The sequence below is a fragment of the Janthinobacterium pasteuri genome (assembly GCF_051380775.1).
Lineage (GTDB): Bacteria > Pseudomonadota > Gammaproteobacteria > Burkholderiales > Burkholderiaceae_D > Janthinobacterium.
Map to the genome: position 1 here is coordinate 44,442 of NZ_JBNYXS010000022.1, position 23,917 is coordinate 68,358.

A 23,917-nucleotide genomic window follows, 5' to 3' on the forward strand; every position below is an offset into this window, starting at 1 on the left:
ATTCCTATTGGAAAAATATAGACGCGAAGACACACCCCGATGTTGATGTGGGTCTAAGGGAAGAGAGGGGAGGGGAACTTACACGAGATGAAGCAAGTAGGGCGGTTCCGCAAGACCGCCCACAAATTATTGCTGAGCAACAACACCTGACCCAGCCGTAGCGAGCGGAAGGCAGAGGTGGCCGAGAAGCGCAACCGTACTGAAGTACGGTGAGCATCGCAAGCCGCCTATGCCGACGCGCAGTAGGCTGGGTCAGGTGTCACCACAACTAGCAGCAGCCGCCACGCTTGCCGGCGCCGCCATAGCGGGCTTCCTGGCGTTCGCGGAAGAACTCTTCATACGTCATCATCGGCTCGCCGGGATGGGTCACTTCCCGGTGCGCCACATAGGTGTCGTACTCGGGCAAACCGCACATGAGCCGCATGCTTTGCCCCAGATACCGTCCAGCCTTGATGATTTCGTCGATCATCATTGCACCGTGGGCATGGCCTGGAACGGCGTTTCCTTGGTGCTAGGCTTGCTGTCGGCGCGTGCCTTCAGGATGGTGCGGATGCCGAAGAACAGCACGCTGATCACGACGATGACGAAGAAGGCGGCCAGGCCGGCGTCCAGGTAATCGTTGAAGATGATCTGCTGCATCTGCGCCACCGACTTGGCTGGCGCCAGCAGGGTGCCTTCATCGAGCGCCGCCGAATATTTCTTCGCATGTGCCAGGAAGCCGACGCGCGGGTTGGCGTCGAAAATCTTTTGCCAGCCCGCCGTCAGGGTGCACAGCAGCAGCCAGATCGTCGGCGTAATCGTCACCCACGCATACCGGCCCTTCTTCATCTTGAACAGCACGCAAGTGCCGAGGATCAGCGCAATCGCCGCCAGCATCTGGTTGGCGATGCCGAACAGTGGCCACAGGGTGTTGATGCCGCCCAATGGATCGACCACGCCCTGGTACAGGAAATAACCCCAGGCTGCCACGCACAGGCCCGTGGCCAGCAGGTTGGCGATGACGTTTTCGGTCTGTTTCAGCGCTGGCACGAAGCTGCCCAGCAAGTCTTGCAGCATGAAGCGGCCGGCACGCGTGCCCGCATCGACGGCCGTCAGGATGAACAGCGCTTCGAACAGGATCGCGAAGTGATACCAGAAGGCCATCATGGCCTTGCCGCCGATGGCACCGGACAGAATCTGCGCCATGCCGACGGCCAGGGTCGGGGCGCCACCCGCGCGCGAGATGATGCTGTGCTCGCCAACATCCTTGGCCGTCTGCGTCAGCATTTCCGGTGTCACATAGAAGCCCCATTGCGAAATCGCCTGTGCTGCGGACTCGGCCGTGGTGCCGATCAGGGCGGCCGGGCTGTTCATGGCGAAATAAATGCCTGGCTCGATGGTCGAGGCGGCCACCAGGGCCATGATGGCAACAAACGATTCCATCAGCATGGCGCCATAGCCGATGAAGCGGGCGTGGCTTTCGTTTTCAATCATCTTCGGCGTGGTACCGGAGGAAATCAGCGCGTGGAAGCCGGAAACGGCGCCGCAAGCGATGGTGATGAACAGGAAGGGGAACAGATTGCCCGACCAGACCGGGCCGGAGCCGTCGATGAACTTGGTCATGGCCGGCATTTTCAGGTACGGCGCGACGACGATGATGCCGATGGCCAGGCCCAGGATGGTGCCGATCTTCAGGAAGGTCGACAGGTAGTCGCGCGGCGCCAGCAGCAGCCACACGGGCAGCACGGAAGCGATGAAGCCGTAGCCAATCAGCATCCACGTCAGTTCCGTGCCCGTGAAGGTGAACATCGGGCCGAGAACGGCCGATTCCTGCACGTACTGGCCGCCGATGATGGCCAGCATCAGCAGCACGAAGCCGATGATGGAGATTTCGCCGATGCGGCCCACGCGGATGAAGCGCGAGTACACGCCCATGAACAGCGCGATGGGGATGGTCGCCATCACGGTGAAGCTGCCCCATGGCGAACCTGTCAGCGCCTTGACGACGATCAATGCCAGCACGGCCAGGATGATGACCATGATCATGAAGCAGCCCAAGAGGGCAATCATGCCGGGAATTTCACCCAGTTCAGCCTTGATCAGGTCGCCCAGCGAGCGGCCGTCGCGGCGCATGGAAATGAACAGCACGATGAAATCCTGCACGGCGCCCGCAAACACCACGCCCGCCAAAATCCACAGCATGCCAGGCAAATAGCCCATCTGCGCGGCCAGCACGGGGCCGACCAGGGGGCCGGCGCCGGCAATTGCCGCGAAATGGTGGCCGAACAACACATATTTATTCGTCGGCACGTGGTCGAGGCCATCGTTGTGCTTGAAGGCTGGCGTCATGCGTCGCGCGTCCAGGCCCAGCACCTTGTCGGCGATGAACAGGCTGTAGAAACGGTAGGCGATCAGGTAGACGCAGACGGCGGCGATGACGATCCAGATCGCGCTGATCGGTTCGCCACGTTGCAGGGCGACGACGCCCAGGGACCCGGCGCCGGCCAGCGCAAGCGCTGCCCAGCCGAGCTGTTTGAAAATGCGGTTCATGCTTCCTCCAGAGATTGACGGGCGCTGTGCCGTGCGATGATGTGTGCTGCCGAGCCTGGTCGTCGCCAGTTTGGGTGTTACTTTTGGTGTATTTGCAGCTTATGGCGAGTATTCAGGAATCGTATAATTGCCGCAAGCGCACGACTACGCAGTAACGCTCAGTATTACTACGCAGACCGATCGCGGTGCCGCGACGTAAAATCACCCATTCCCACCAGCATCGACGCCGCCGGAGCGCCAGGCCATGAAACTCAGACAGAAAGTCATCTTCCTGGCCATCACGCCGCTCATTCTTGCCCTGTGCGCCATCGCGTTTGCCGTGCGGCACCAGGCCATCACCCTGGCCGAGCAGCAGCGCGCCACCATCCAGCAAGCGTACCTGGCCAGCAAGGAAGCCGAACTCAAGCATTACGTGACCCTGGCCAGCCATTCCATCGCGTCCCTGTACCAGTCGGGGCGCAAGGATGCGGCCACGCAAGAGGAAGCCAAGCGCATCCTGTCCGCCCTCAGCTATGGCGACGACGGCTATTTCTTCATCTATGATTTGCAGGGCAAGTCGCTGATGCACCCGCGCCAGCCCGAACTGGTGGGGCAGAATCTGTGGCAATTGCGCGACGCAGACGGCAACCTGACCATCCAGCGCCTGATGCAGCGGGCGAAGAGCGGCGGCGGCTTCGAACGCTACAACTGGATCAAGCCGTCGACGAACAAGTCCGCACCCAAGCTCGGCTATGTGATCTTGATGCCGGAATGGGGCTGGATGATGGGCACGGGCATCTACATGGATGACGTGGACCAGGCGCTGGCCAAGGTCGACGCCCAGCAGTCGCGCAATATCCGCTCGACCATGGAGCTGATCGCCGCCATTGCCATCCTCGGCTCGCTGCTGGTGGCCGCCTGCGGTCTGGTGCTGAATTTACGCGAATTGCGCGTGGCCGACGCCAAGCTGAAAGTGCTGGCGCAGAGGGTGGTCGAATCGCAGGAGGAGGAGCGGGCGCGGCTGTCGCGCGACTTGCATGACGGCATCAGCCAGTGGCTCGTTTCCATCAAACTGCAGATCGAGGCGGGCATTGCGCGCCTGGCCGGCAATGCCGAGCAGAAAGAAAAGGCGCCCGTCACCTTCGAGCGGGCCGCCGAGCAACTGAACAAGGTGCTGGGCGAGGTGCGGCGCATTTCGCACAATCTGCGCCCCGCCATCCTCGACGACCTGGGCCTGGCCGCCGCGCTCGACCACCTGGTGCATGAATTCAATGACAGCAGCAGTGCGCAAGCCAGCTTCACGGCCAGTCCGGCGGCGGCGGGCGAGGGCTTGCCCGACATGGTCAATACCGTGTTGTTCCGCATCGCCCAGGAAGCGCTGACCAATTGCGAGCGCCATGCCCATGCCCGCAGCGTGGAAGTGAGCTTGCACGAGGCGGACAAGGCGGTGGAGTTGCGCATCGGCGACAATGGCGGCGGCTTCGACTTCGACGGCATCGCCCTGCATCCGCAGCGCGGCATCGGCTTGCGCAACATGACGGAACGCATGGAAGCCATCGGCGGCAGCCTGCACATCACTTCCTCGCCGGCCGGCACCCTGGTGCTGGCGCGGCTCGCCCTTCCACCGACACACTAATTCACAGATACCGAAACATGACCGAGAAGATCAACATCCTGCTGGTGGACGACCATCCCCTCGTGCGCGACGGCTTGCGCGCGCGTCTGGAGGCGGTCGCGCATTTCGACGTGGTGGCCGAAGCGGGCGGCGCCGATGAGGCGCTGGCCCAGGCGCGCACGCATCAGGTGGACCTCGTGTTGATGGATATCAATATGCGCGGCATCAACGGCATCGAAGCGACAGGGCTGTTCAAGCAGGCGTTTCCGCAGATTGCCGTGCTGATCCTGTCCATGCACGACAAGCTCGAATATGTGTCGCAAGCCATCGCCGCCGGTGCGCGCGGCTATGTGCTCAAAGATGCTCCAGGGAAAGATATCGTCTTCGCCATCGAGACGGTGATGTCCGGCGGCATTTATTACAGCGCGGCCCTGGCGCGGCAACTGTCGCGCCCGCAAGTGCACGATTCCTTCCTTACCACGCGCGAACAGCAAGTGCTGCAGCACATCGCGGCGGGCCAGTCGAACAAGCAGATCGCCCGCGACCTGGACCTGAGTGTGCGCACGGTGGAGACGCACCGGCTCAACATCAAGCGCAAGCTGGGTATCGAAGGGCAGGCCGAATTGATCAAGTATGCGGTCGAGCATGCGCATGGCGGCAGCGCCTGAACGATGCTGGCATCACGGCGGTTTTATCAAGCCCGCATGACAGGCGGGTCTCGCGGGGGAATGTTCGTTTTGAATATTTATTGCCATAATTAAACTGTTTCATGGGTGAGATTCGGATAGAATGATTCTCGCTCTCGAAATGGCATCCCCTGTCGGGCCAGGGTTGCCAATGCAGGTCAGTTTATTTACTATGGCGCCCTACCCACACTGAGATACCGATGTCAGCGTCTGAATCAAACCTGTTTCCGTTGGTGGGATTACAAGCAGTGGCCAATGCTCATAACGAGTGGGTCGCTGTCACCCTGCATGTACCGCAGGCCTCGACGGCACCGCTGCTGGCGGCGCTGGCCGCCGTCGATGCGTATGCCTTCCTGGCGCCGCTCGACTGCATCATTCCCCTGGCCGACCCACATGGTGTGGACGAGGCCGTGCTGGCGCAACTGGCGCCGCAACGCACCATTTTCCGTTTGCCGGCCCGGCTTGCCGGCGACAAGCAAATTCAGAAAAAATGCCAGCAATGGCGCGACGCCGGCTATCGCATCCTTCTCGATGGCGCCGATGCCGGTCCCGTGGTGGCGGCGCAGGTCGACGCGCGCGCGCTGAGCTTTGACGCGGTGGGCGCACGCCCGGCCCTGCATCAGCTGCTGCCCTTGCCGGGGCCGCACCTGGCCTACAACATCGGCGACGCCGAACAGTTTGCTGCCTCGCAAGCGCTGGGCGTGAGCTGGTTTTCCGGCGATTACGCCCTGCACCATGCGCGCCAGCAAAGCGAGCCGGAAGACGCCACCTCGCGCAAGCGCCTGCTGGCGCTGCTGGGCCTGCTGGCCCGCGATGCCGACGCGCACGAGCTGGAAGTGCCGCTCAAGCAAGACCCATCGCTCAGCTATCATTTATTGAAACTGGTCAACTCCGCCGCCTTCGGTTTCACGGCGCCGATTACCGGCTTCAGCCAGGCCATCACCCTGCTGGGCCGGCGCCAGCTGCAGCGCTGGCTGCAACTGCTGCTGTATGCGCGCCAGCAAGACGATGGCAAGATCCACGCGCTGCTGCCGCTGGCGGCCGTGCGTGCGGCGCAGATGGAAGCGCTGTGCCAGCTGCGCGGCGGCGACCGCGATGCGCAAGACCTGGCCTTCATGGCGGGCGTGTTTTCCCTGCTCGACGTCCTGCTGGGCATGCCCATGCCGGACATCATCGCCACCCTGAACCTGGCGCCCGAAGTCAGCGCCGCCTTGCTGGAGCGCAATGGCGAGCTGGGCACCTTGCTGGCGCTGGTCGAAAGCACCACGCCGGCGCCTGACGGCTTGCGCCGCGCCGGCATCGATGGAGAAACTTATTGGCGCAGCCTGCTGCAGGCCTACCAATGGGCCATCCTGGTCAGCCGGAACCTCTAGCATGACCTTGCTGCCGGTGTCGGATTTCCTCGGTAACAGCGCCGCCCTGTGCGATGCCGTCGTGCGTTTGCGCGGTCCCGCGCTGGTCGCTGAGCTGGGCCGTATTGCCAGCGCCGTGATGGCCAGCCCGCATGGCCAGTTCCTGCCTGCGGCCAGCATGGACGCCGCTGCACCGGTCGCGCCTTTCCCAAGCGATACGCCCACCCTGCTGCAGGAAATCAGTTTCGACGGCCATTGCTTTGGCCATTACAGCGTGGCGGGACGCAGCCTGTACAGCGACGCCGACCGCCGCCACCTGGCCAGCCTGGCCTCGCTGACGGCCGGTGTGCTGAAGGTGCATTCGCTGGCGCAACGCTCGACCCATGCTTTTGCGCAAGTCGAAGCCTTGTTGGCGCAGCAGACGCAAATCCTTGACCAGTTGCACGAATCCGTGCTGACGATGGACTTGACCGGCTACATCACCAGCTGGAACAAGGGCGCCGAGCGCCTGTTCGGCTATACCTCGGTGGAAGCCGTGGGGCGCAACATTTTGTTCCTGTACGACGATGAAGACACCGGTTTCCACGACGCCTTCCTGGAGCAGGGAGGACGCCTGATGGAGGTGCGCCGCCGAAAGAAGTCAGGCGAGATTTTCTGGGCCAGCCTGTCCTTGTCGCCACTGCAAGACATGGACGACAAGCCCATCGGACTCATCGCCTACCTGACGGACATCACGGAACGTAAGCTGGCCGAAGAGCGCCTGCACCACCTGGCGTATTACGACCCGCTGACCAGCCTGCCCAACCGCACCTTGCTGGCCAAGCTGGTCGACCAGGCCCTGAGCGTGGCGCAGCGCAGCAAGATGCTCGGTTGCGTGCTGTTCATCGACCTGAACCGTTTTAAACTGATCAACGACACCCTGGGCCGGCGCATCGGCGACGAATTGCTGCGCCAGGTCTCGCTGCGTTTCCGCAAGGTATTGCGCGACCAGGACCTGGTGGCGCGCCTGGGTGGCGACGAGTTTGCCGTTGGCCTGTTCGACATCGGCCAGCATTTTGAGGCCAGCATGGTGTCGCAAAAGTTGCTCGCTTCCCTGGTGCAACCGTTCCTGATCGAAGGTCACGACTTGCGCGTGGGCGCCAGCATCGGCATCAGCGTGTATCCGCAAGATGGGCAAGACGCGGAAACCCTGCTGCGCCTGGCCGACATCGCCATGTACCGCGCCAAGCAGGATAGCGGCGGCGAAGCGGAAAGCGTGGCCTTTTACAGCCAGGACATGAACCTGGGCATGCAGGCGCGCATGCGCCTGGAAACAGGCTTGCGCCAGGCATTATCGGAACAGCAATTGCTGCTGCACTACCAGCCGAAATACGCCTTGGGTAGCGGCCGCATCATTGGCGCCGAAGCCCTGGTGCGCTGGCTCCACCCGCAGCACGGCATGATCCCGCCCGCCGAATTCATCCCCCTGGCCGAATCGACGGGCCTGGTGGTGCAGGTGGGCGAATGGGTGCTGGAAGCGGCCTGCGCCCAGGCGCAAGCGTGGAAACTGGCCGGCCTGCCACCGATCCGCCTGGCCGTCAACGTTTCCGCGCGCGAATTCACCTCGGCCCTGCCCGCCAGAGTGGCGGCGACCCTGGCCCGCTACGGCCTGGAAGCAGCCTGGCTGGAACTGGAAATCACGGAAAGCACGCTGATGCACAACATCGAGCGCGTGATCGGCATCATGGACCGCATCACGGCGCTGGGCGTGGCCCTGTCGCTGGATGACTTCGGCACCGGTTATTCAAGCTTGTCCTACCTCAAACGCTTCCCCATCGACACGCTCAAGATCGACCGCTCGTTCACCACCGGCATCCCTACCGATGCCAGCGACTGCGCCATCGCCAGCACCATCATCAGCATCGCCCAGCAGTTGCATCACAAGGTGATCGCTGAAGGCGTGGAAACGGCCGAGCAGCTGGCCTTCCTGAAGAGTTCGGGCTGCGACGAAGTGCAAGGCTATTTGTTCTCGCGCCCGTTGCCGGCGGTGGAGTTCGAGAAAGCGCTGCGGGAAAACTGGGGCCTATAGTTCATGCGTGTTGGCTGTTTCCTGTCAGAAGAAAGAGTTGCGACGGTGCCAGGCATTGGTAAGCCACGCACCTTTATGTATAATGCTGCCATCAGGAAGCGTGGCCGAGTGGTTGAAGGCACTAGTCTTGAAAACTAGCGACGGGTTAAACTGTTCGTGAGTTCGAATCTCACCGCTTCCGCCAGGAAATAGAGAAACCGCCTTCGGGCGGTTTTTTATTGCCTGGCGGAAGCGAGCAGGGCGCCTTCGCGCCCTGCGTGTGAGATTCGAAGGGCTGGGCCTACCGGCCCAGCCCGCCCCGAATCCTCCAACTGCTGCCGCAGTGCGGCAGCTTCGCGCGCCGCAGGCGCGCGTTCGTGGTTCTAAGTAGGTTTCGACTGAGCCAGCTTCTAGGAGCTCCACGCATCAGCTCGTGTCTGAATGAGGGACCTCGCGTCCTGAGTGACCCGTCGCGTCCCGAGGCGGCTTTTTCACGTCCCGACGAATGATGTTGCATCAGAAGCAAGAAAAAAGCCCATTTCGGCCCGGCGCGCGCAGTTGCCCCCCCTCCACACCTGCCCGCTATACAGGGTTCTTATGACTCAAATTTGCGCCATGGCCGAAGGCGCATGAGGACTGACGAGGCAGGGCGAAGAGGGGGGCATGCGATTTGAGGCATTTTGAGCGGTTGTTCGTGCCGGTGGCGTTGCGACGTGGGAGCCGTGTTGTTTTCGTGCTGTGGCCGTGAAGTTAGCTAGTTTTCACATTGTGATAATTTGTGCAAGTTAGCATGACCCACTCTCTTGTTATGGATAAATATCTTTTTTGCAATCTGGCTAGAAAATTCAGTCTTAGTAAATATTATTCGAAATTTAATGTTTGCAAGCGTATATAACATTTTTCGTATTTATTTCAGGTTGTTACAAACTGTGAACATTTTTTCAGGATGAACCGGTATGCTTTAACTTGGCTTGCGGAAATAATTTTTCATTGTAATTTCATTTGCGATATTTATTTTATTTTTTAAAATAATTAAATATTATTTTTGAATAAATTAATTTCAATTCTTTGCGAGGTCAAGGTGGAACTTGAATTTATTGCCGCAAGAGAGAATAAGAATTCCGACCTTGCGTATTGGATTGAAAAAAACGATATACAGTCTTTTCGGATGCTTCACGATGCTTCCAGTAAGCATTTATTATTTTATGCGCATAAAATTGTGAAAAATCAACAGCTTGCTGAAGAGGTAGTGCAGGAAACATTTACGAGTATTTGGCTTCAAGCTAAATCTTATAATGCTGAGAAGGGTAGTCCGGTAACGTGGATGCGAACAATCGTCAAGAATAAAGCTTTGGACGCTTTAAGAAATTCAAAGGTTTATTTAAATGCTGAATTACTTCAAGATGAAAACAAAGAGGAAGAGCCAAGTAATTTCCTTGAGCCTGATGCGGTATTAACAGAGAAACAGTCTTCAATGCTTATAATGAAATATTTGCGAAAGCTTAATTGTTCTCAAATGGAAGCGATTTACCTTTCTTATTACAACGGCTTAAGCCACTCAGAAGTTGCAAGTATAGTAGCTGAACCTTTAGGCACTGTAAAAAATCGTATAAGACTTGGAATTTTGAGTCTGAAAAGAAGGCGAAGTGGTTTGCGGGCGGCGTAGCTGTCAAGACTAGCTTGGCTACTCGCTCCACAAACGCAAGATAGCCGGTACGGATGCAAGCTTTGATGACTGCTATAGGCGAAAAAAGGCTGTCACTTTGCTGTTATTCCCAGGCTAAAACAGCCCAAAAACAACCCAAATAATGACAGCCATCATCTTTCTAACTTTTTGATTCTAAACAATTCAGTGGTGGAGACGGCGGTAATCGAACCCGCCGCGCACGAAGTCCACTTTGGAGCAGTCCAGGGCATCCGGTTCGGAAGTGCGCAAGCCGGTTCGGAATGCAATTTGCAACAGCTTGCTGCCCTTACCGGTTGCATGGGTCGATCAAGGAACCCAGCATGGCATGCGCTTGCAGGTCGCTCCGGGCCGCCGCCTCTTCTTCGCCGCTTAAAATCCAGTGCGTCCTGCCGTCTTGCGTATTACTGCTGCCATATGCCTGCATCGCCTTGCGCAATGCCTGTTGACGCTCTGGCGGTAGCGCGTCTAGCCTGGCCTGGCTGAAAATATTAATGGGATACACGTCGCGTATATGCTCATACTGCAGCCCGTGGCGCTGGATGGCTCCCCAGTTATTGCCAGGATCGGAGCTGGCCGGTACCCACGGATGGGCTTCATCGATTATCCGGTAGCCGCGTGCGTAACCGGTACCATAACCCAGCGTTTCGCTGTAGCCGTACACATAATCGCAATGATCGAGCAAGCCGGGTATATTCTCTGCGCCTTGAAACAGTTGCGCCAGCGGCAGTTTGCTGGCGTGGACAGCCAGCATCAGCGAAAAGCTATGTGAATACAGGGCAAGAACGTCGCAGTTCGCCCACTCGTCTATATCGTCGGGTGGTACGACCCGAGGCGAATACAGGCTGATGCTGTCGGCATCAGGTGCGAACAGGGTTTTCTCGTAGTTTTTCTGCGAAAACTTGACGACCTTGCCGGTCTTGCTGCCGTAGCGATCGACGCGCTCGCCCACCTGCTCAAACCAGGCAAACAGCTGCTCGCTGGCGGCGGCAGGAATAAATGGGCTATTCTTTTTGAATTCGCCTACCAGGAAATGAAATTGCTCCATGTGTCACCATAGTTAATGTTCTGCCGCATGATGCCATGCGCGCGGTCATGCGGCTAGCGTGCGCGAGAGCATGCGGCTGTGCGCCGTTTGCGCAGAGAGGCGTTGAGACCGGTGGCTGTAGCAGGTGTTATGGTAAATTCGAGTGACTGGGAGGTTTGTCCCAAAATGGAAGGAATGGATTTTGAGAACGCAGAAAAGATGCATGGGGTATGTGGCCATCGTCGTCGACGATTACGATCGGGCGATCGAGTACTACACAGAAAAACTCGGATTTACGGTGGTCGAAGATACGCCACAAGCAGGGAAACGTTGGGTGGTTGTAACGCCGAATCCAGAAAGCGATTGTCATCTTTTGTTGGCTCGTGCCTCAAACGACAGTCAGGAGGTATTTATTGGCAATCAGTGTGGCGGGCGGGTTTTCCTTTTCCTCCACACCGACGATTTTTGGCGAGATTATGGTGCCATGAAGGCTGCGGGCGTTCACTTTTGTGAGGAACCGCGGCAGGAAGAGTACGGAACGGTCGTGGTATTTGAGGATCTCTACGGAAATCGCTGGGACCTATACCAAAACAAATAGTGACTTTAAAGAGGAGGCAGTTCGACGTTATGGCTCTCCTGTCATCACCATGTGTTTTTCGTCGTCAGGCTCGTGGAGGTGCTGCATTAGCGGGTGCCCGTCGTCGCACGAAAAACATCTTTTCCGCGCGGCTAACGTAGCTTTCTTCCAGTCTGTTCACTTTCGCGCGTGATCTCACGATAAATAAACGGCGATGCTGCAAACCAATGTGCGGCCGCATTGAGAGAAATCCCGGATCAAGCACCGTGTTTCCTGGATAGTTAAACCACAGCAGCGCTGAACGACTCGGGCCGCCGCGCAAGTAGTTGAGACAGTCGTTGAAGACCCGCTTGTAAGCGTCCACGGTCCTTGATGCTACCCAAAGAGATTCGAATGGCATTCACTGATCCGCTGCCAGTTGCGAATGCCTCCGCCGGCGTGACTGCGATGCCCTCGCTGTCGGCTGCACGCGCAAGCTGTGTAGAGTTCCAATACCCCGGCAACTCGATCCATACATGCAGGCCGTCACCAAAGCCGCTGTACCGCCCCGCCAGAATATCCCGAGCCATCTGGTGGCGCAGGCGCGCTTCGTTGCGTACGCCTTCCATCAATCCGTCAGCCGAACCGTCGAGTATCCACTGAGTGGCCAGTGCGGCTGTCAGAGGAGCGACCATCAGCGCAAATGACCTTAGCGCGACCAGGAAGCGTTCGCGCTCAATCGGGTCGCGTATCAGCACGAAGGCGACACGCAAGCCGGGCGTCAGGCATTTCGACAGGGTTGAAATGTAGACCACCTGTTCCGGGGCAAACGTGGCAATAGGTGGCGGCGGGGCATCGGCAAGGAGCCAGTAGGGATCATCCTCGACGATGCGTACATTGCAGCGCTGCGCGATGCTGGCGAGCTCCTTGCGCCGGCATTCCGGAATGGTGATGGCGGTCGGGTTCTGTAATGTCGGATTGAGATAGACCAGCCCGGGCTTGTGCTGGCGGCATGCTTCCTCAAGCATCTCCGGCACCATCCCGTGCTTGTCTGCTTCCACGGCAATGATGTGCCGGCCGAATTGGTTCGCTGCGGCACGCAAGCCGGGATAACTCATAGGCTCTGCCAGGATCACATCGCCGGGCTCCGTCAGCGCAAGGATCAATGCGGCGATCGCCGCTTGCGCACCCGGACAGACAACAACCAGCCGGGAATCCAGATGTCCGAACATCGGTGCTAGCCATCTGGCGCCTGCCTTGCGGTCGGAGTCGCTTCCTCCGCCCAAGTGGTAAGTCATCAGCAATTCATTATCTGCCCTCATCAATACTTGAGACAAACCCTGTTTCAACATGTCGTCGAAGTCCACGCCATCCGGCGGTGGTGGGGTATTCATGCTCAGGTCGAGGATAGCGCTCAATTCGACTTTCGGCGCCGCGACATAAGTGCCTCGAGCGCCGCGGCCTTCCAGCAAGTTGCGGCGCCTGGCTTCGTCGTATGCGCGCGTGATCGTCGTCAGGTCGACGTCCAGCTGTGCTGCCAACTGGCGCTGCGTAGGCAGGCGGTCACCCGGTATCAAAGATCCGTCTGCCAGCGCCACCTGCAACGCATCCGCAATCTGCAAAAAACGTGGCCCTTTGTTCCCGGCCAAGCGCGGCAACCAGGTAGTCAAATTTTCATCTTGTATGGTTTTCAACTGGGACATTTTGTCTCAATGTATGGAAATTGTTTTCAGGTAGTATGCATTAGAACGTGCAGCAACACCATCCTTGCATGGCAGTCGCTGACGTTTTCTCTGCTCTCATCTGCATTCGGCAAATCACTGCGCCCGATGCCATGGTTATTTCATCGGCAGATATAATGAAAGAGTCAAACAGGATGCCTGAGGGATGGTTTGAACAGAAGCTGCGCAAGCAGCGTTTTGAGGTAGCGCTCCTCACGATAGATAGTGTCAAGTAATAGACTGGAAATACGCAAAATGATGGATTGGACCCCAATAGTCTTCGTGACGTTCAAGGCTCTCGTGCTCGGCACGGGCATGTTCTTCGCCATCAAGTGGCATTACGATCAAGGGAAGAAGGATAAGGATAAGGCGAAGCAGAATCGCGCGGTGCTGCGCGCGAGCGGCAAGGTGGTCGCACTCTTCGTACTATCGCTGCTGGCCTTGGGGATCGTCACCTTCGTCGTTGTCAGAATGGTCGGTTTGGATATGACCTTACCATGATGGTAAGGAATAGTCGGCCGATACCTACGCATCAGTTCGTGTACACATGGCAGGCCTGACCCTGCGCCCGCCCCTCTGATCTGAAGATCATCGATCCTTTAAAATCACACCACGCATGTATTGATTTAAATCGCGAAAATCCTGAACCCTCCATGCGTATGGTGATATTTTTACGCCATTTTCTCGCAAAGTTTTTGGAATCAAGTCGCCATTTGGGCGAAGGATGACTGATGAAACAATAACCCCCGGATAGTCTTTTAGACGTTTTTTGAAGGCGGATGTTGTAAGGTCAGGCGTGGGAGGATTACTCTTGTTCGCCAATGGCCCTGTTCCCTTGATATCTGTTCCGTGGCACATGGAGCATCTCTGTATATAGAGATTTTTTCCATTGATATTATCCGCGAAGGATGAAGATGCTTGAATGAGTGATAGCATTCCTAGCGATGCGATGAATAATATTTTCGTTTTCATATAATATTTTGGCATCAATAAAATTTTCATCCATTATTATATCTGCCGTTGGTCGGTTACACTAGCCAGGTGATTTTTGTGGCAAAATCATGGTGCTCTTGGTAACGGACTGCCCCTCGCGGGGGGGATTGAATCGATTGTGACCCCGATGTGATCATTAATGCGCCATCGTGCCTTTATCGATTGGTACGAAGACTTCCCATTTCTTTTGTGTCGTGGGCTTTACGGTCTTGCCGCAAATGACGGCAACATTCGGTCCAGACAGGCCTTGACTTTTCGGAACCCATTTCACATGCAAAGATATCGCGCATTTGGCAACCAGAATCTTCCGGTTCGGCTCCATGGCCTGCCATCTTGTTCCATTTTTTAGATTCTCTGCTGCAATGAACTTTACAGCGGCATCCCTTATCTCAAACAATCCATGTATGTCACCTCGTGTCCGATCTTCGTCAAGAGTCGTCGCGAGTGCCGATGAGACACCCGCAACAAGAAAAAAGGAGCTAACAAGGGCGGCGTACCCGCGTTTATTCAATCGTGACGATAGCAACATATTTACAATCCTTGCCAAGTTTGCTCTTTATTAGTTAAAAGCGGGTTCCACATTTCCAGCAAGTATATTTTTCTACGGCGCGGCCGAAGCCTCACGACGCGCCAGCCCCTGCCCGCATGACGGAACCGCTTATTGCGCCATTACCTGGCATGGGCGAGTTGGCGAGTTCCCTGCGATGACAAGGTCAAGCTTCTTCATCCCGTCTAAATACGAATTGTTGGCGGCTAATGCCTTGCGTGACAAAGTCAGCATCCGGCGGTATTGTTTCCCAGAAAAATTCCCGTTTAAAAATTGGAATTTTATTGAATTTTCGCGAACGAAATATCCATCTGTTTTTCGTGAAATCGCTGTAGCGGTCCCCTTTGAACTGCTGATGTACAGCCGTGAAAGGAAGTAATCTTTCCGCAATATCCGGGAAAGCAAAACGTGGATTGTCGTCTTTGAGTTTTTCAAAAATTCCAAATTGATCTCTGCAGATGACTTGAATGGCAGTCTCTGGAAAACGATAGCGTGGAGACCATAGGACGTTCCAGCCTGATTCTATTTCATTGATGAAATTTACCAGGCGAGGCGTCAAAATATAGGCATCCGACTCGATATGGATGATTTTATCAACACCTAATTCATTTGCTACATGAATGGAGTGGAGGAAACTCCGCCACCAACCTGGGTAGTCAGCTCCGCTTTGTCGTCCGAGATTGTTGTCGAAGTGAATGATGAGATTTGTGTCGGTATTTGAAGCCAGCGGAGCTTTATCGGAAAGTGTATTGATAATTTCAGCAGGTGGAAGATACGGGGAACCATCATCAATCATTATTTTTTTTATTGCATTGATTGGTATGTTTTCGTAATAATCGAGCCACCGTTGATACCGACTTTCCCATGACGGGGCATCTTTTATATAGCTGGTGCAGAATATAATGGCTTTCATTGGCTAAGCACATTCCTTGTATTTGAAAAATTCAGGTTATTCATGATCTAATCATTAAAATTTCCAACTATTTTAACAGATTGGAGGCGCTTGAATAACCGTATGGACATGCCGGCCATGTGGCCGTTGGTATCAGCTCAACCGTCGATGAGAGCATCTACGCGCACCACATGCAGGATATCAAGCGGCGCCATGGTGACGATGGTGTATGCACTCGACGAGCTCAAGGCACAGCCGGCATCCGATGGCGGTATCAATGTCGCGCGGACCGTGCTGGAAGCGCCTGTTTCTGCTGGATAACAGGATGACACTCTGAACAACATACATAAATCCTGCAAGGCGGCGAAAAATCAACTGAGAATTCTCGAGATGAAATACAGCGGCAACACCAAGAGAATGACGGTCATTAAAAGTGAGGCAAATGATGCCGTGAGCAGTTATGAAAGGAAATAATGCCATCCTCTGGATGGTACCCGCAGGTCTCTTGCTTGACCGTCATGTGCAAGCTGCCGCCAACGCCAACCTTGCGATGGGCGAACAATGTCGATGGGGATGAAGTTACTTCTTCAAGTTGGCACCCCGTGCCATCTTCGCAAGCTTGACCTAAGTGAACTCCTCACGCGAATTCGTTTGACCCTCGCCCGCGCAAGACCTAGAGTCAACAGGAAGATATCAACCGACTCCGTCGACCACGCCATGGCCAAGCCTTTTCCCTTAAGCCCCAAGAACCCCGAACGCATCTGCTGGGGTTGCGACAAGTATTGTCCGCCGGACGCCATGCGCTGCGGGAATGGTTCCGAGCGCACGCAGCATCCGATTGAGCTGTTTGGCGAAGGCTGGAATGACTGGGGGCTGGCGGCTGCCGACAGGGAGGAAGACAAGAAAAAGCCTTGAGTCGGCTGTGATCTGGCAGCAAACTGCTTGTCAACGGTTGAAACCGTCCACTCTTCGATTGCCTCCGTGAAGTACTGCAATCGGCGTATCGGCTATGCGCCAAGCGCCTTGCGTACTGGACGTGCCGGGGGCGAGCTCAGTGTATGGCTTGAGCACCGATATTCTCCATCTGAAACTAAAAAGGGCTGAGCCCTGTGCAAGACAGAACTCAGCCCTTGGCTATCGGCGCACGATCACGCCGGCAGCAGGAGATTACATGAAGTGGTAGTTGGCGCTAATGCGGAAGTAGCGGCCTTGACCATTGTGCAACTGTGGATTGAAGCCTTCCACTGGGTAACGTGGATCGTATGGCGCCTTGATATCAAACAGGTTCTTGATATTGAACGACAGGGTCAAATCCTTGAAGCCCGTGTAGGAGTACGACATATTGGTCGTCGTCCAGCTTTTCACGTCGCAGCTGCTGATGTAGTTGCTGTACTTCGGCAAGCCGCCCAGCCCATATGCCGACTTGGGTTGTCCCACGCCGTACTGGCAGTATGGCGTCTCGTAGACCACATTGTTGTCGCTACGGCGCAGCAACGATACGGGACCCACGAAATCTACCGACGTCGTCACCGAGTGGTCGCCACGGGTCCAGTTGACGGACAGGTTGCCGCGGTTCTTTGGATTGTCGCCGACCGAGGTGGCATAGTCGGACAGGCCGCCATTCGCACCGGAGGTGTCGGTTGCTACTTCACCCGGACGCTCGGCGCGCTTGAAGCTCAACAGATAGCTCCAGTTCAGGTTGGCTGTCAGACGGCCCAGATCGCCCAGCGACTTGCGATACGCCACCTCGAAATCAATACCCTGCACTTCGGTGCTGCCCTGGTTCACATACGAACGGTTGACCTGGGAAATCGGGCCAGAGTTAGGCACCACGTTGCCATTGGCATCGGTCACCAGATTTGCCGGATTACTGTCGCGTACCACGCTGCCTTTATAGCGGTCTTGACGATCAACCATGTACTGCGCGCTGAACAAAGCGGTTTCATCCACTTTCTTGATGCGGTAGTAATCGACCAGTACGTCGATGTCCTTGGTCGGTGCCAGGATCAGGCCCAGCGAGTAGCTCTTCGATGTTTCAGGGCGCAGATCAGGGGTGGCCGAGGACAGGCTGGAAATACCTTTTTTGCAATCGCTGGTATCGGCACCGGTGGCCGGATGGACGCCATCCGGGCAGCGCAGCGGGTCAACCACGTTGGTGAAAGATTGTACGCCGCCAGGCGAAACCTGAGTCAGCGCTGGCGCGCGGAAGCCTTCGGCATAGGTGCTGCGGACGGCTACGCGGTCGCTGATGGTCCACTTGGCGCCGACTTTCGGCACGAAATTGCCCTTCAGGTTGGGGTATTTGTCGTAACGGCCTGCAAAGTCCATTTCAAAGTATTTCGCAAACGGCGTGCGCACTTCGACGAAAGTCGAGCTGACATTGCGCTGTCCGTCGGCCAGCGAGTTGGCCTGGCCGATGATGTCGCCGCGCTGCGTCGCCATGTCTGGCGTCAGGCCGATTTTTTCTTGACGGAATTCAGCGCCGAAAGCCACGCCAATCTGACCGCCGGCCAGCTGGCCAAATGCGGTACTTGCCTTGGCATCGACTTGCGTTACCTGGGCAAAGCCGCGGTTTTCCAGGTCGCGCGTGACGCTAGGATCGGCATTGACTTGCGCCAGGGTCCAGTTCTGCGTCATGACCTTTTCCAGGGTCGGGCGATACAGCATGCCATTCGTGGTTTCCGTGCGCTCGGCGCGGTTCCACAGCACGGCCGTTTCCCAATCCCACTCGCCTGCCGTGCCGCGCACACCAGCGAGCAAGCGATAGCTTTCGTTCAGATTGGAGGCGCCGCCCGGGGCGCTGACGCGGTAACCGACAGCGGCGCGCTGTGTCGGGAACGGATTGTCAGGATGACCTACCGGCAAGATCATCTGGAACTGCTGCGGTGCGCCGTTGAGCTGGTACACGGTGGTCGAAGCCGTACTGCGGAAGGCCGTCGGCACGCGCAGATAGGTGCGCTCGGAACGGCTATAGCCGGCTTCGGCAAAGGCGGTGATGTCCTGGCTGATTTCGAACGTGGCGCGCGACAGGATGTTGGCGTCCTTGCCTGCACTTTGCACTTCGGCGTAATCGTCGATGTTGAAGTTGCAGAAGGTGCGTCCCACCAACGGGTCGGTTGCCACCATATTGTGGTCCGCAATGCTGCCGGTGATCTGCTGCGATGCCGGGCAGTCCAGGCGGTTGATGATTTGCGCGCGCTGTTCGTAGGTGGTGGCGAACTTTTTCGTGCCTGGTTTCATTTCAGCGTAGAAGAAAGGCGACGTGGTCAGGCTGCTGGAGAAAGGGTTCAGGCGACCGTTGATGTCCGCATACATGCCCTTCTCGACATCCCGTTCATTCTTGATGATGGTGCTGTCGCGCTTGGCGACGTCAAAGCTGACGAAGGCATTGAAACGGTCCTTGCCAAAGCCAAAGATACCGCTGGCGCTCTTGCGGGCAAATTCGCCGTCGTCGTTGGCGCTGATGCTGGCGCTCATTTCGGCGCCAGTGTACTTGGTTTTGGTAATGAAGTTGACCACGCCGGCGATGGCATCGGAACCATACACGGCCGATGCGCCATCCTTGAACACTTCGACGCGTTCGATGGCCGACACAGGAATGCTGTTCAAGTCATAGACAGCCGATTTCCCCTGATTCGGGTCGGCATAGGCGGATGCCGTGATGCGGCGGCCATTGAGCAAAATCAGCGTGGAAGAAGAACCCAGGCCGCGCATGGAGGCCGTTGCCGCGCCGCGGGCGAAGCCGCCGTCGGTCACGTCCACCGACGAACCCGAACCAAATGCGGGAATCGAATGCAACAGTTCGGCCACAGTATTGGCGCCGGTAGCGGCAATCTGCTTGGCATTCAAGGTCTGGATAGGCGAGGAACCTTCCTTTTCAGTGCGCTTGATGTTCGAACCGGTTACCAGGACTTTTTGCACTGCCGGCTCTGCCGGAACTTGCTGTGCAAACGCGAAATGGGATGAGGACAGTGTCAATGCGACAGCGACGACGCTGCGTTTCAAAACAAACTTCTTGGTCAATTCACTTCTCCGTACAAGTCATTCTCAGGACTCGTTTTTATGCGAAAAACTGTTGAAACAAATACATTGCGATAAGCAAGCACCTGCCAACCCGATCTAGTTTGACCGTTTATGTTCAGTCATTTTTGTAAAATGTGATATTCATTTTACCTAGGGGGCACATAAAAACATTTCGGTGTAGCAAATGTCAATTTTATCTATCGCTGTTGCTCTTATTTACAACAGTAAAAAATTTCTTTACAAGTGCAGGATGCTGAATTTTTCGCCAGGGCGGCAGGTGGTAGAGGGAAAAGAAGCATACGGCGGCGTGAGGCCGCAAGCCGGGGGCACAAGAGAACATGCCGCTTCAGAGCGAAAGTCCGTGCATCAAGGTCGTGACATTTCTTGCAATTCGCGTATCGCAGAAATTGTCAACAGAAGTTTTTTTGATAGCAGCGGTGAGCTTGTTGCGAGTACGTCGAAAATCGTCATTGTGGAAGGGCAAGCCATTTACCTGTTGGATGGGGCTGTGCATTACACGAGGACGCGACGAAGGCGCCCCTTGCGGTCAGTTGAACATGAACTCCAGCACGTCGTCGCCATACTTGTCCGTTTCCCCCGTCGCCGTCCAGCCGAGGTAGCGGTAAAAGCCGTAGGAGCGGGAGGCGGGGGCGCTGGAGCAGCCCAGGAACAGCCGTTGATGGCCCTGCGCGCGCAGTTCCGTCATCACCAGTTGCAGCAAGGTCTTGCCGATACCGAGGCCTTCGAATTCCGGCAGCAGCGCCAGGACGATGATTTCTCCCGTGTCGCGCTCGCCAAAGCAGTAGCCGACCAGCTGGCCATCGTGATGGCAGACCTGGCCGGGCAAGCTGCCTGAGTGCATCATCTCGGCCCAGGACTCGGCGGTAATGCCCACTTCCGCCAGGCGCTCTGCGGAAATGGCGTTTTGCCGCGTTTTGCCGCGCAATGCGATGAAGGCCGGGGTGTCGTTCGCATTGGCGGCATGGAAGGTGATGGAAGGGGGATGTGTCGTCATGTGTTTGTCTGTAATCGACAATGTCGTGTAAATGGCAGGTAGAGGCGGATAAACATCATTCCCAGGGTTTGCGCATGCTGTGCGCAAGGCGCTGCCAGTCAACTACTTTGGTATTCTCGATTGCCTGCTGGCCGGAATTGCCGCTATCGATGATTTCATCCTTGACGATGATCAAGTCCTGCTTGTCATTCAAGCGGTATTCCCGGTAGCGCTCGCAATCCTGTTCGCGCCGGGCGGTGGCGATTAATTTGTCAGCCCGCCAGGCATAGCTGTCTTCATAAAAGCATTGCGCCGCGCAGCCGCAATTGGCGATGCCGCCTTCGATTCTTTTGTCTGCGATGCTGATATCCAGATTCGGAATCGCCGATAATGGCTTGTTGAAACTGTATTGCTTCGCTTGCGTATCCCACAGCCACACGTCGGAACAGCGGACGCGTCCCTGGCTATCCGTGTAGCCGGTCACCCACAGGTCGGCATGGCCGTCAAAATTCATGTCCAGCAGCAGCGCGTGCAAATTGCCCGTGCCGCTACTGCTGCAACTGCCAGGCATCCACTGCTTCCCGATTTTCAGCTGGTAGGTCTGCTTTTCATCGTGATTCGCATAGCGGATATCGGCCGCTTGCCGCACTTTTCCTGTCGCGGCTTTTCCCAGGTGCAGCGTGCCGCAATAAGCCGAGGTGGAAATCAGGGATAAAAGCAGAGCAATCAGTTTCATGGAGATATTCTTGGGAAGGCATTGGGACACCATGCCCCGATTGCATCATGCGGAGAATGATCATAACGCATGATTTGGGCAATGCGCCATACCGATCTCTATCGTACATTCTGCGCGGAGCAGTGCTGTGTGCAATGCCACGAAATCCCCGGACTAGGAATCTTCATGACCGTCTCGACAGCATCTTTTAATGAAGCGGGCATCCTCGCTTATAACGACGGCAATTACGCCGAGGCATTCCAGCAATTCGCCGCGGCCGCCGCGGCCGGTGATCCCGCCGGCCAGCATTTGCTGGCCAGCCTGTATTACCAGGGCCACGGCGTAACGCAAGACGTGCCGAAAGCGGTGGAATTGTTCACGGCCGCCGCGCAAGCGGGCTTTCCGCCATCGCTGGCCAACCTGGCCCTGATGTATGCGAGTGGCGATGGCGTGGCGCAAGATATGGCGCAATCGCTGGCGTACGGGCGCCAGGCAGCCGAGGCGGGCAGCGCGCAATCGGTCAAGAACCGCGACCAGTTGCTGGAAATCCTCACGCCATCACAGCAGCAGGCGGCACGCGCGCTGGCGGCCGAATATGCGGCGCAGTATGGCACCGATCCGCATTAATTCATATTATGGCCGCAGCATTATTCTACTTCCCGCAAGTTCATTTATTATTCAATAAATATTTCCACTGAGAAATTTTTACATTTACAATATAGCGATGGCGTGCCCGGCAGCGGCAGGCCGGCAAGGCGAATTCGCGCATGCGGGCCGATCACTATATAAAAGATGGATAATATGACTGTGCTGAAAGAGGGTGGTGGCTTCCGGTTCTCGATACTGATGCTGCTGCTGATTCCCTATGTTCTGCTGTATTGCGCGGCGGGCAAGGAAGACCGGCTGCCATTGGCAGCGATGACGGCTGCCGCGACCTGCCTGCTATCGCTGGTGGCACATTTGTACCGCAATCGTATCGCCATCCTGGAAGGTATTGCGGGATCGTTGCTGCTGATCGGGATATTGATGCTGTGCGCCTTCATTCCCGTCGTCGGCTGGATCGCCGATGTCCTGTTGATACTGTATGCCTTGGCCAGCGTCCTGGCGGCATTGCAGGTATTGCTGCCGATCGCTTTCAAGGCAGCCTTGATACTGGTCGTGTTTATCGCCGCGCTGGCGCCGGAAATCCACCATCCCCTGTTTAGCCCGCTCGCGTATGGCCTGTTCTGTCTTTTCCTGACGGCGTGGCTGTCACGCAAGAGCGATCCATTCAGCGAATTGCTGCTGTTATTCGCCTCGCTGCCCTTGCTGGCCATCGTGATCGCATCGCTGGGCAAGATGTTCAGATCGGGTTTTTCGGTGACAAGGAATGTGAAAGTCGGCCAGCATGTGAGCGGCTATACCACGCAAGCGGGCGTGAATGTGGCCGACTACACGCGCATGGTGACAAAGAGCGTGACCACCGCCACGACATCCGTGAATGCCACGGCGGTGGCTGTCAATACGGCGGCAGGGAAAGCGGCCGAACGGACGGACGCAGAATAGCGCCCTCAGCTTGGCTACGCGCCGCTCATTTGCTGGGCGGCGTCTCAAGTTTGCTCAGCCCGCCGGCCGCGTCGAGTTCATAGCTGTCGAAATCGCGCGCCAGGAAAAGTTCACCCGAGTAATGCAGGCGCGCTTCCGCTTCCAGTTCGGTCATGCCGTCCGCATTGTGATAGCGGGCGCTGAAGTGGGTGAGGATCAGGTTCGGCAAGCGGACCGATGCGGCGAACTGCGCCACGCGCTGCACGGAACTGTGGGTGGGGCCGGGGCCCACTTTTTGCAGCATCGCTTCCGTGTAGGTGGCTTCGTGCACGAGCAGCTGCGCATCCGCGCAGGCGTCCGCCAGCAACGCTGGCGTGTCGTTGTCGCCGCCGATCACTACCGTGGCGCGCTGCGTTTCCACTTGGCGGAAAGCAGCGGCGCGCAAGACCGTGCCATCGTCCAGGAGCGCATCCTGGCCCGCCTGCAAGAGTCCCCAGGCGGGACCGGGTGGCGCGCCCGCCGCCTGCAGGGCGGCCTTGTCCAGCTTCCATCTGCTCGTTTCCAGCGCGAAACGATAACCGACGCTCGGTGCGCGGTGTGACAGCGCGTGGCGCGAGATGGTCAAGCCCGCTTCCTGGTGGACGATGCGATCGCTGTCCACGTCGATGTGGATCAGCGGATACGTCAAGAACAGTTCCGTATGCAGCAGGGTGGCGTCGATCCAGGTCTTGATGGCGGCCGGGGCGATCAGCAGCAGGGGTTTCTTGCGGCCCGTCATGGAGGCGCTGGCGAGCAAGCCCGGCAGTCCATAGCTGTGGTCGCCATGCACGTGGGTGATGCAGATGCCCACCAGGTCGTGCACGGACAAGGGCAGGCGCTGCAGCCGGTGCTGCGTGGCTTCGCCGCAATCGATCATCCACCAGTCGCGGTTGTGCGTGGTTTGCAAGGCCAGCGAGGTGACGTTGCGGTGGCGTGTGGGCACGCCGGAAGACGTGCCGAGAAAAGTCAGTTTGAACATGCCCGCATTATGCGG

At 57.0% G+C, this 23,917-nt stretch carries 22 protein-coding genes and 1 tRNA gene; 12 read left to right on the top strand and 11 right to left on the bottom strand.

What is annotated here, in order from left to right:
* Positions 1 to 268: 268 nt before the first annotated feature.
* Positions 269 to 469, bottom strand: coding sequence for a YbdD/YjiX family protein (locus tag ACQ4WN_RS20275; RefSeq protein WP_010396213.1), 201 nt, complete (start codon positions 467 to 469; stop codon positions 269 to 271).
* Positions 469 to 2,529, bottom strand: a complete 2,061-nt coding sequence (locus ACQ4WN_RS20280; RefSeq protein WP_436553130.1) for a carbon starvation CstA family protein — start codon at positions 2,527 to 2,529, stop codon at positions 469 to 471. The genes ACQ4WN_RS20275 and ACQ4WN_RS20280 overlap by 1 nt, the downstream gene beginning before the upstream one ends.
* Before the next feature lie 244 nt (positions 2,530 to 2,773).
* Between ACQ4WN_RS20280 and ACQ4WN_RS20285 the strand changes: the two genes are divergently transcribed.
* The 6 genes from ACQ4WN_RS20285 (at position 2,774) to ACQ4WN_RS20310 (ending at position 9,874) form a co-directional block, all read left to right on the top strand.
* Positions 2,774 to 4,144, top strand: a complete 1,371-nt coding sequence (locus tag ACQ4WN_RS20285; RefSeq protein WP_436553131.1) for a cache domain-containing protein — start codon at positions 2,774 to 2,776, stop codon at positions 4,142 to 4,144.
* 17 nt (positions 4,145 to 4,161) lie between these two features.
* Positions 4,162 to 4,791 (top strand): response regulator transcription factor, encoded by a 630-nt coding sequence (locus ACQ4WN_RS20290; RefSeq protein ID WP_436553132.1) that lies wholly within the window; start codon positions 4,162 to 4,164, stop codon positions 4,789 to 4,791.
* A gap of 266 nt (positions 4,792 to 5,057) precedes the next feature.
* Positions 5,058 to 6,182, top strand: coding sequence for an EAL and HDOD domain-containing protein (locus tag ACQ4WN_RS20295; protein ID WP_436553133.1), 1,125 nt, complete (start codon positions 5,058 to 5,060; stop codon positions 6,180 to 6,182).
* Between the two features lies 1 nt (position 6,183).
* Positions 6,184 to 8,229 carry a putative bifunctional diguanylate cyclase/phosphodiesterase gene (locus ACQ4WN_RS20300; RefSeq protein ID WP_436553134.1) on the top strand — a complete coding sequence of 682 codons (2,046 nt, stop codon included), beginning with the start codon at positions 6,184 to 6,186 and terminating at the stop codon, positions 8,227 to 8,229.
* A gap of 94 nt (positions 8,230 to 8,323) precedes the next feature.
* A tRNA-Ser gene (locus tag ACQ4WN_RS20305) sits at positions 8,324 to 8,413 on the top strand.
* Positions 8,414 to 9,253: 840 nt separating this feature from the next.
* Complete coding sequence (locus ACQ4WN_RS20310) at positions 9,254 to 9,874, top strand: RNA polymerase sigma factor (protein WP_436553135.1); 621 nt, start codon at positions 9,254 to 9,256, stop codon at positions 9,872 to 9,874.
* Positions 9,875 to 10,181: 307 nt separating this feature from the next.
* Here ACQ4WN_RS20310 and ACQ4WN_RS20315 read toward each other — a convergent pair whose 3' ends face one another.
* On the bottom strand, positions 10,182 to 10,940 hold the full coding sequence (locus tag ACQ4WN_RS20315; protein ID WP_436553136.1) for a hypothetical protein: 759 nt from the start codon (positions 10,938 to 10,940) through the stop codon (positions 10,182 to 10,184).
* A 202-nt stretch (positions 10,941 to 11,142) separates the two neighbouring features.
* Between ACQ4WN_RS20315 and ACQ4WN_RS20320 the strand changes: the two genes are divergently transcribed.
* Positions 11,143 to 11,517 (top strand): VOC family protein, encoded by a 375-nt coding sequence (locus ACQ4WN_RS20320; protein ID WP_436553137.1) that lies wholly within the window; start codon positions 11,143 to 11,145, stop codon positions 11,515 to 11,517.
* 260 nt (positions 11,518 to 11,777) lie between these two features.
* Here ACQ4WN_RS20320 and ACQ4WN_RS20325 read toward each other — a convergent pair whose 3' ends face one another.
* A complete protein-coding gene (locus ACQ4WN_RS20325; protein WP_436553138.1) occupies positions 11,778 to 13,178 on the bottom strand; it encodes an aminotransferase-like domain-containing protein in 1,401 nt (466 codons plus the stop codon).
* A 273-nt stretch (positions 13,179 to 13,451) separates the two neighbouring features.
* Here ACQ4WN_RS20325 and ACQ4WN_RS20330 point away from each other — a divergent pair, with 273 nt between their 5' ends.
* Positions 13,452 to 13,697 carry a hypothetical protein gene (locus ACQ4WN_RS20330; protein WP_436553139.1) on the top strand — a complete coding sequence of 82 codons (246 nt, stop codon included), beginning with the start codon at positions 13,452 to 13,454 and terminating at the stop codon, positions 13,695 to 13,697.
* Positions 13,698 to 13,784: 87 nt separating this feature from the next.
* Here the strand turns inward: ACQ4WN_RS20330 and ACQ4WN_RS20335 are convergent, their stop codons facing one another.
* The 3 genes from ACQ4WN_RS20335 to ACQ4WN_RS20345 all read right to left on the bottom strand — a co-directional run bounded on the left by ACQ4WN_RS20335 (position 13,785) and on the right by ACQ4WN_RS20345 (position 15,649).
* Positions 13,785 to 14,168 (bottom strand): c-type cytochrome, encoded by a 384-nt coding sequence (locus tag ACQ4WN_RS20335; protein ID WP_436553181.1) that lies wholly within the window; start codon positions 14,166 to 14,168, stop codon positions 13,785 to 13,787.
* Positions 14,169 to 14,325: 157 nt separating this feature from the next.
* On the bottom strand, positions 14,326 to 14,718 hold the full coding sequence (locus tag ACQ4WN_RS20340; RefSeq protein ID WP_436553140.1) for a hypothetical protein: 393 nt from the start codon (positions 14,716 to 14,718) through the stop codon (positions 14,326 to 14,328).
* A 184-nt stretch (positions 14,719 to 14,902) separates the two neighbouring features.
* Positions 14,903 to 15,649 carry a hypothetical protein gene (locus ACQ4WN_RS20345; protein WP_436553141.1) on the bottom strand — a complete coding sequence of 249 codons (747 nt, stop codon included), beginning with the start codon at positions 15,647 to 15,649 and terminating at the stop codon, positions 14,903 to 14,905.
* A 147-nt stretch (positions 15,650 to 15,796) separates the two neighbouring features.
* On the opposite strand from ACQ4WN_RS20345, the gene ACQ4WN_RS26185 reads away from it, so the two are divergent.
* Both ACQ4WN_RS26185 and ACQ4WN_RS20350 read left to right on the top strand, forming a co-directional pair.
* The gene (locus ACQ4WN_RS26185) at positions 15,797 to 15,949 is read left to right on the top strand and encodes an immunity protein RhsI2 family protein (RefSeq protein WP_495542760.1); all 153 of its coding nucleotides are present in this window, start codon (positions 15,797 to 15,799) and stop codon (positions 15,947 to 15,949) included.
* Between the two features lie 396 nt (positions 15,950 to 16,345).
* Entirely contained in the window at positions 16,346 to 16,543 is a 198-nt protein-coding gene (locus ACQ4WN_RS20350; protein WP_436553142.1) for a DUF3079 domain-containing protein, read from the top strand.
* 252 nt (positions 16,544 to 16,795) lie between these two features.
* Here ACQ4WN_RS20350 and ACQ4WN_RS20355 read toward each other — a convergent pair whose 3' ends face one another.
* The 3 genes from ACQ4WN_RS20355 to ACQ4WN_RS20365 all read right to left on the bottom strand — a co-directional run bounded on the left by ACQ4WN_RS20355 (position 16,796) and on the right by ACQ4WN_RS20365 (position 21,381).
* Entirely contained in the window at positions 16,796 to 19,549 is a 2,754-nt protein-coding gene (locus ACQ4WN_RS20355) for a TonB-dependent receptor (RefSeq protein WP_436553143.1), read from the bottom strand.
* A gap of 649 nt (positions 19,550 to 20,198) precedes the next feature.
* The gene (locus ACQ4WN_RS20360; protein WP_436553144.1) at positions 20,199 to 20,666 is read right to left on the bottom strand and encodes a GNAT family N-acetyltransferase; all 468 of its coding nucleotides are present in this window, start codon (positions 20,664 to 20,666) and stop codon (positions 20,199 to 20,201) included.
* 55 nt (positions 20,667 to 20,721) lie between these two features.
* Entirely contained in the window at positions 20,722 to 21,381 is a 660-nt protein-coding gene (locus ACQ4WN_RS20365) for an XAC2610-related protein (RefSeq protein ID WP_436553145.1), read from the bottom strand.
* A 165-nt stretch (positions 21,382 to 21,546) separates the two neighbouring features.
* Here ACQ4WN_RS20365 and ACQ4WN_RS20370 point away from each other — a divergent pair, with 165 nt between their 5' ends.
* Both ACQ4WN_RS20370 and ACQ4WN_RS20375 read left to right on the top strand, forming a co-directional pair.
* Complete coding sequence (locus ACQ4WN_RS20370; RefSeq protein WP_436553146.1) at positions 21,547 to 21,987, top strand: tetratricopeptide repeat protein; 441 nt, start codon at positions 21,547 to 21,549, stop codon at positions 21,985 to 21,987.
* 174 nt (positions 21,988 to 22,161) lie between these two features.
* On the top strand, positions 22,162 to 22,905 hold the full coding sequence (locus tag ACQ4WN_RS20375) for a hypothetical protein (protein ID WP_436553147.1): 744 nt from the start codon (positions 22,162 to 22,164) through the stop codon (positions 22,903 to 22,905).
* A 25-nt stretch (positions 22,906 to 22,930) separates the two neighbouring features.
* Here the strand turns inward: ACQ4WN_RS20375 and ACQ4WN_RS20380 are convergent, their stop codons facing one another.
* Positions 22,931 to 23,902 carry a ribonuclease Z gene (locus tag ACQ4WN_RS20380; protein ID WP_436553148.1) on the bottom strand — a complete coding sequence of 324 codons (972 nt, stop codon included), beginning with the start codon at positions 23,900 to 23,902 and terminating at the stop codon, positions 22,931 to 22,933.
* Positions 23,903 to 23,917: the final 15 nt, after the last annotated feature.

What these genes read in the sequence shown, in the direction of transcription:
- ACQ4WN_RS20275 (WP_010396213.1), bottom strand. Translation starts at nt 469, where the DNA reads ATGATCGACGAAATCATCAAGGCTGGACGGTATCTGGGGCAAAGCATG.
- ACQ4WN_RS20280 (WP_436553130.1), bottom strand. Translation starts at nt 2,529, where the DNA reads ATGAACCGCATTTTCAAACAGCTCGGCTGGGCAGCGCTTGCGCTGGCC.
- ACQ4WN_RS20285 (WP_436553131.1), top strand. Translation starts at nt 2,774, where the DNA reads ATGAAACTCAGACAGAAAGTCATCTTCCTGGCCATCACGCCGCTCATT.
- ACQ4WN_RS20290 (WP_436553132.1), top strand. Translation starts at nt 4,162, where the DNA reads ATGACCGAGAAGATCAACATCCTGCTGGTGGACGACCATCCCCTCGTG.
- ACQ4WN_RS20300 (WP_436553134.1), top strand. Translation starts at nt 6,184, where the DNA reads ATGACCTTGCTGCCGGTGTCGGATTTCCTCGGTAACAGCGCCGCCCTG.
- ACQ4WN_RS20315 (WP_436553136.1), bottom strand. Translation starts at nt 10,940, where the DNA reads ATGGAGCAATTTCATTTCCTGGTAGGCGAATTCAAAAAGAATAGCCCA.
- ACQ4WN_RS20320 (WP_436553137.1), top strand. Translation starts at nt 11,143, where the DNA reads ATGGGGTATGTGGCCATCGTCGTCGACGATTACGATCGGGCGATCGAG.
- ACQ4WN_RS20325 (WP_436553138.1), bottom strand. Translation starts at nt 13,178, where the DNA reads ATGTCCCAGTTGAAAACCATACAAGATGAAAATTTGACTACCTGGTTG.
- ACQ4WN_RS20330 (WP_436553139.1), top strand. Translation starts at nt 13,452, where the DNA reads ATGATGGATTGGACCCCAATAGTCTTCGTGACGTTCAAGGCTCTCGTG.
- ACQ4WN_RS20335 (WP_436553181.1), bottom strand. Translation starts at nt 14,168, where the DNA reads ATGAAAACGAAAATATTATTCATCGCATCGCTAGGAATGCTATCACTC.
- ACQ4WN_RS20340 (WP_436553140.1), bottom strand. Translation starts at nt 14,718, where the DNA reads ATGTTGCTATCGTCACGATTGAATAAACGCGGGTACGCCGCCCTTGTT.
- ACQ4WN_RS20345 (WP_436553141.1), bottom strand. Translation starts at nt 15,649, where the DNA reads ATGAAAGCCATTATATTCTGCACCAGCTATATAAAAGATGCCCCGTCA.
- ACQ4WN_RS26185 (WP_495542760.1), top strand. Translation starts at nt 15,797, where the DNA reads ATGAGAGCATCTACGCGCACCACATGCAGGATATCAAGCGGCGCCATG.
- ACQ4WN_RS20350 (WP_436553142.1), top strand. Translation starts at nt 16,346, where the DNA reads ATGGCCAAGCCTTTTCCCTTAAGCCCCAAGAACCCCGAACGCATCTGC.
- ACQ4WN_RS20360 (WP_436553144.1), bottom strand. Translation starts at nt 20,666, where the DNA reads ATGACGACACATCCCCCTTCCATCACCTTCCATGCCGCCAATGCGAAC.
- ACQ4WN_RS20365 (WP_436553145.1), bottom strand. Translation starts at nt 21,381, where the DNA reads ATGAAACTGATTGCTCTGCTTTTATCCCTGATTTCCACCTCGGCTTAT.
- ACQ4WN_RS20370 (WP_436553146.1), top strand. Translation starts at nt 21,547, where the DNA reads ATGACCGTCTCGACAGCATCTTTTAATGAAGCGGGCATCCTCGCTTAT.
- ACQ4WN_RS20375 (WP_436553147.1), top strand. Translation starts at nt 22,162, where the DNA reads ATGACTGTGCTGAAAGAGGGTGGTGGCTTCCGGTTCTCGATACTGATG.
- ACQ4WN_RS20380 (WP_436553148.1), bottom strand. Translation starts at nt 23,902, where the DNA reads ATGTTCAAACTGACTTTTCTCGGCACGTCTTCCGGCGTGCCCACACGC.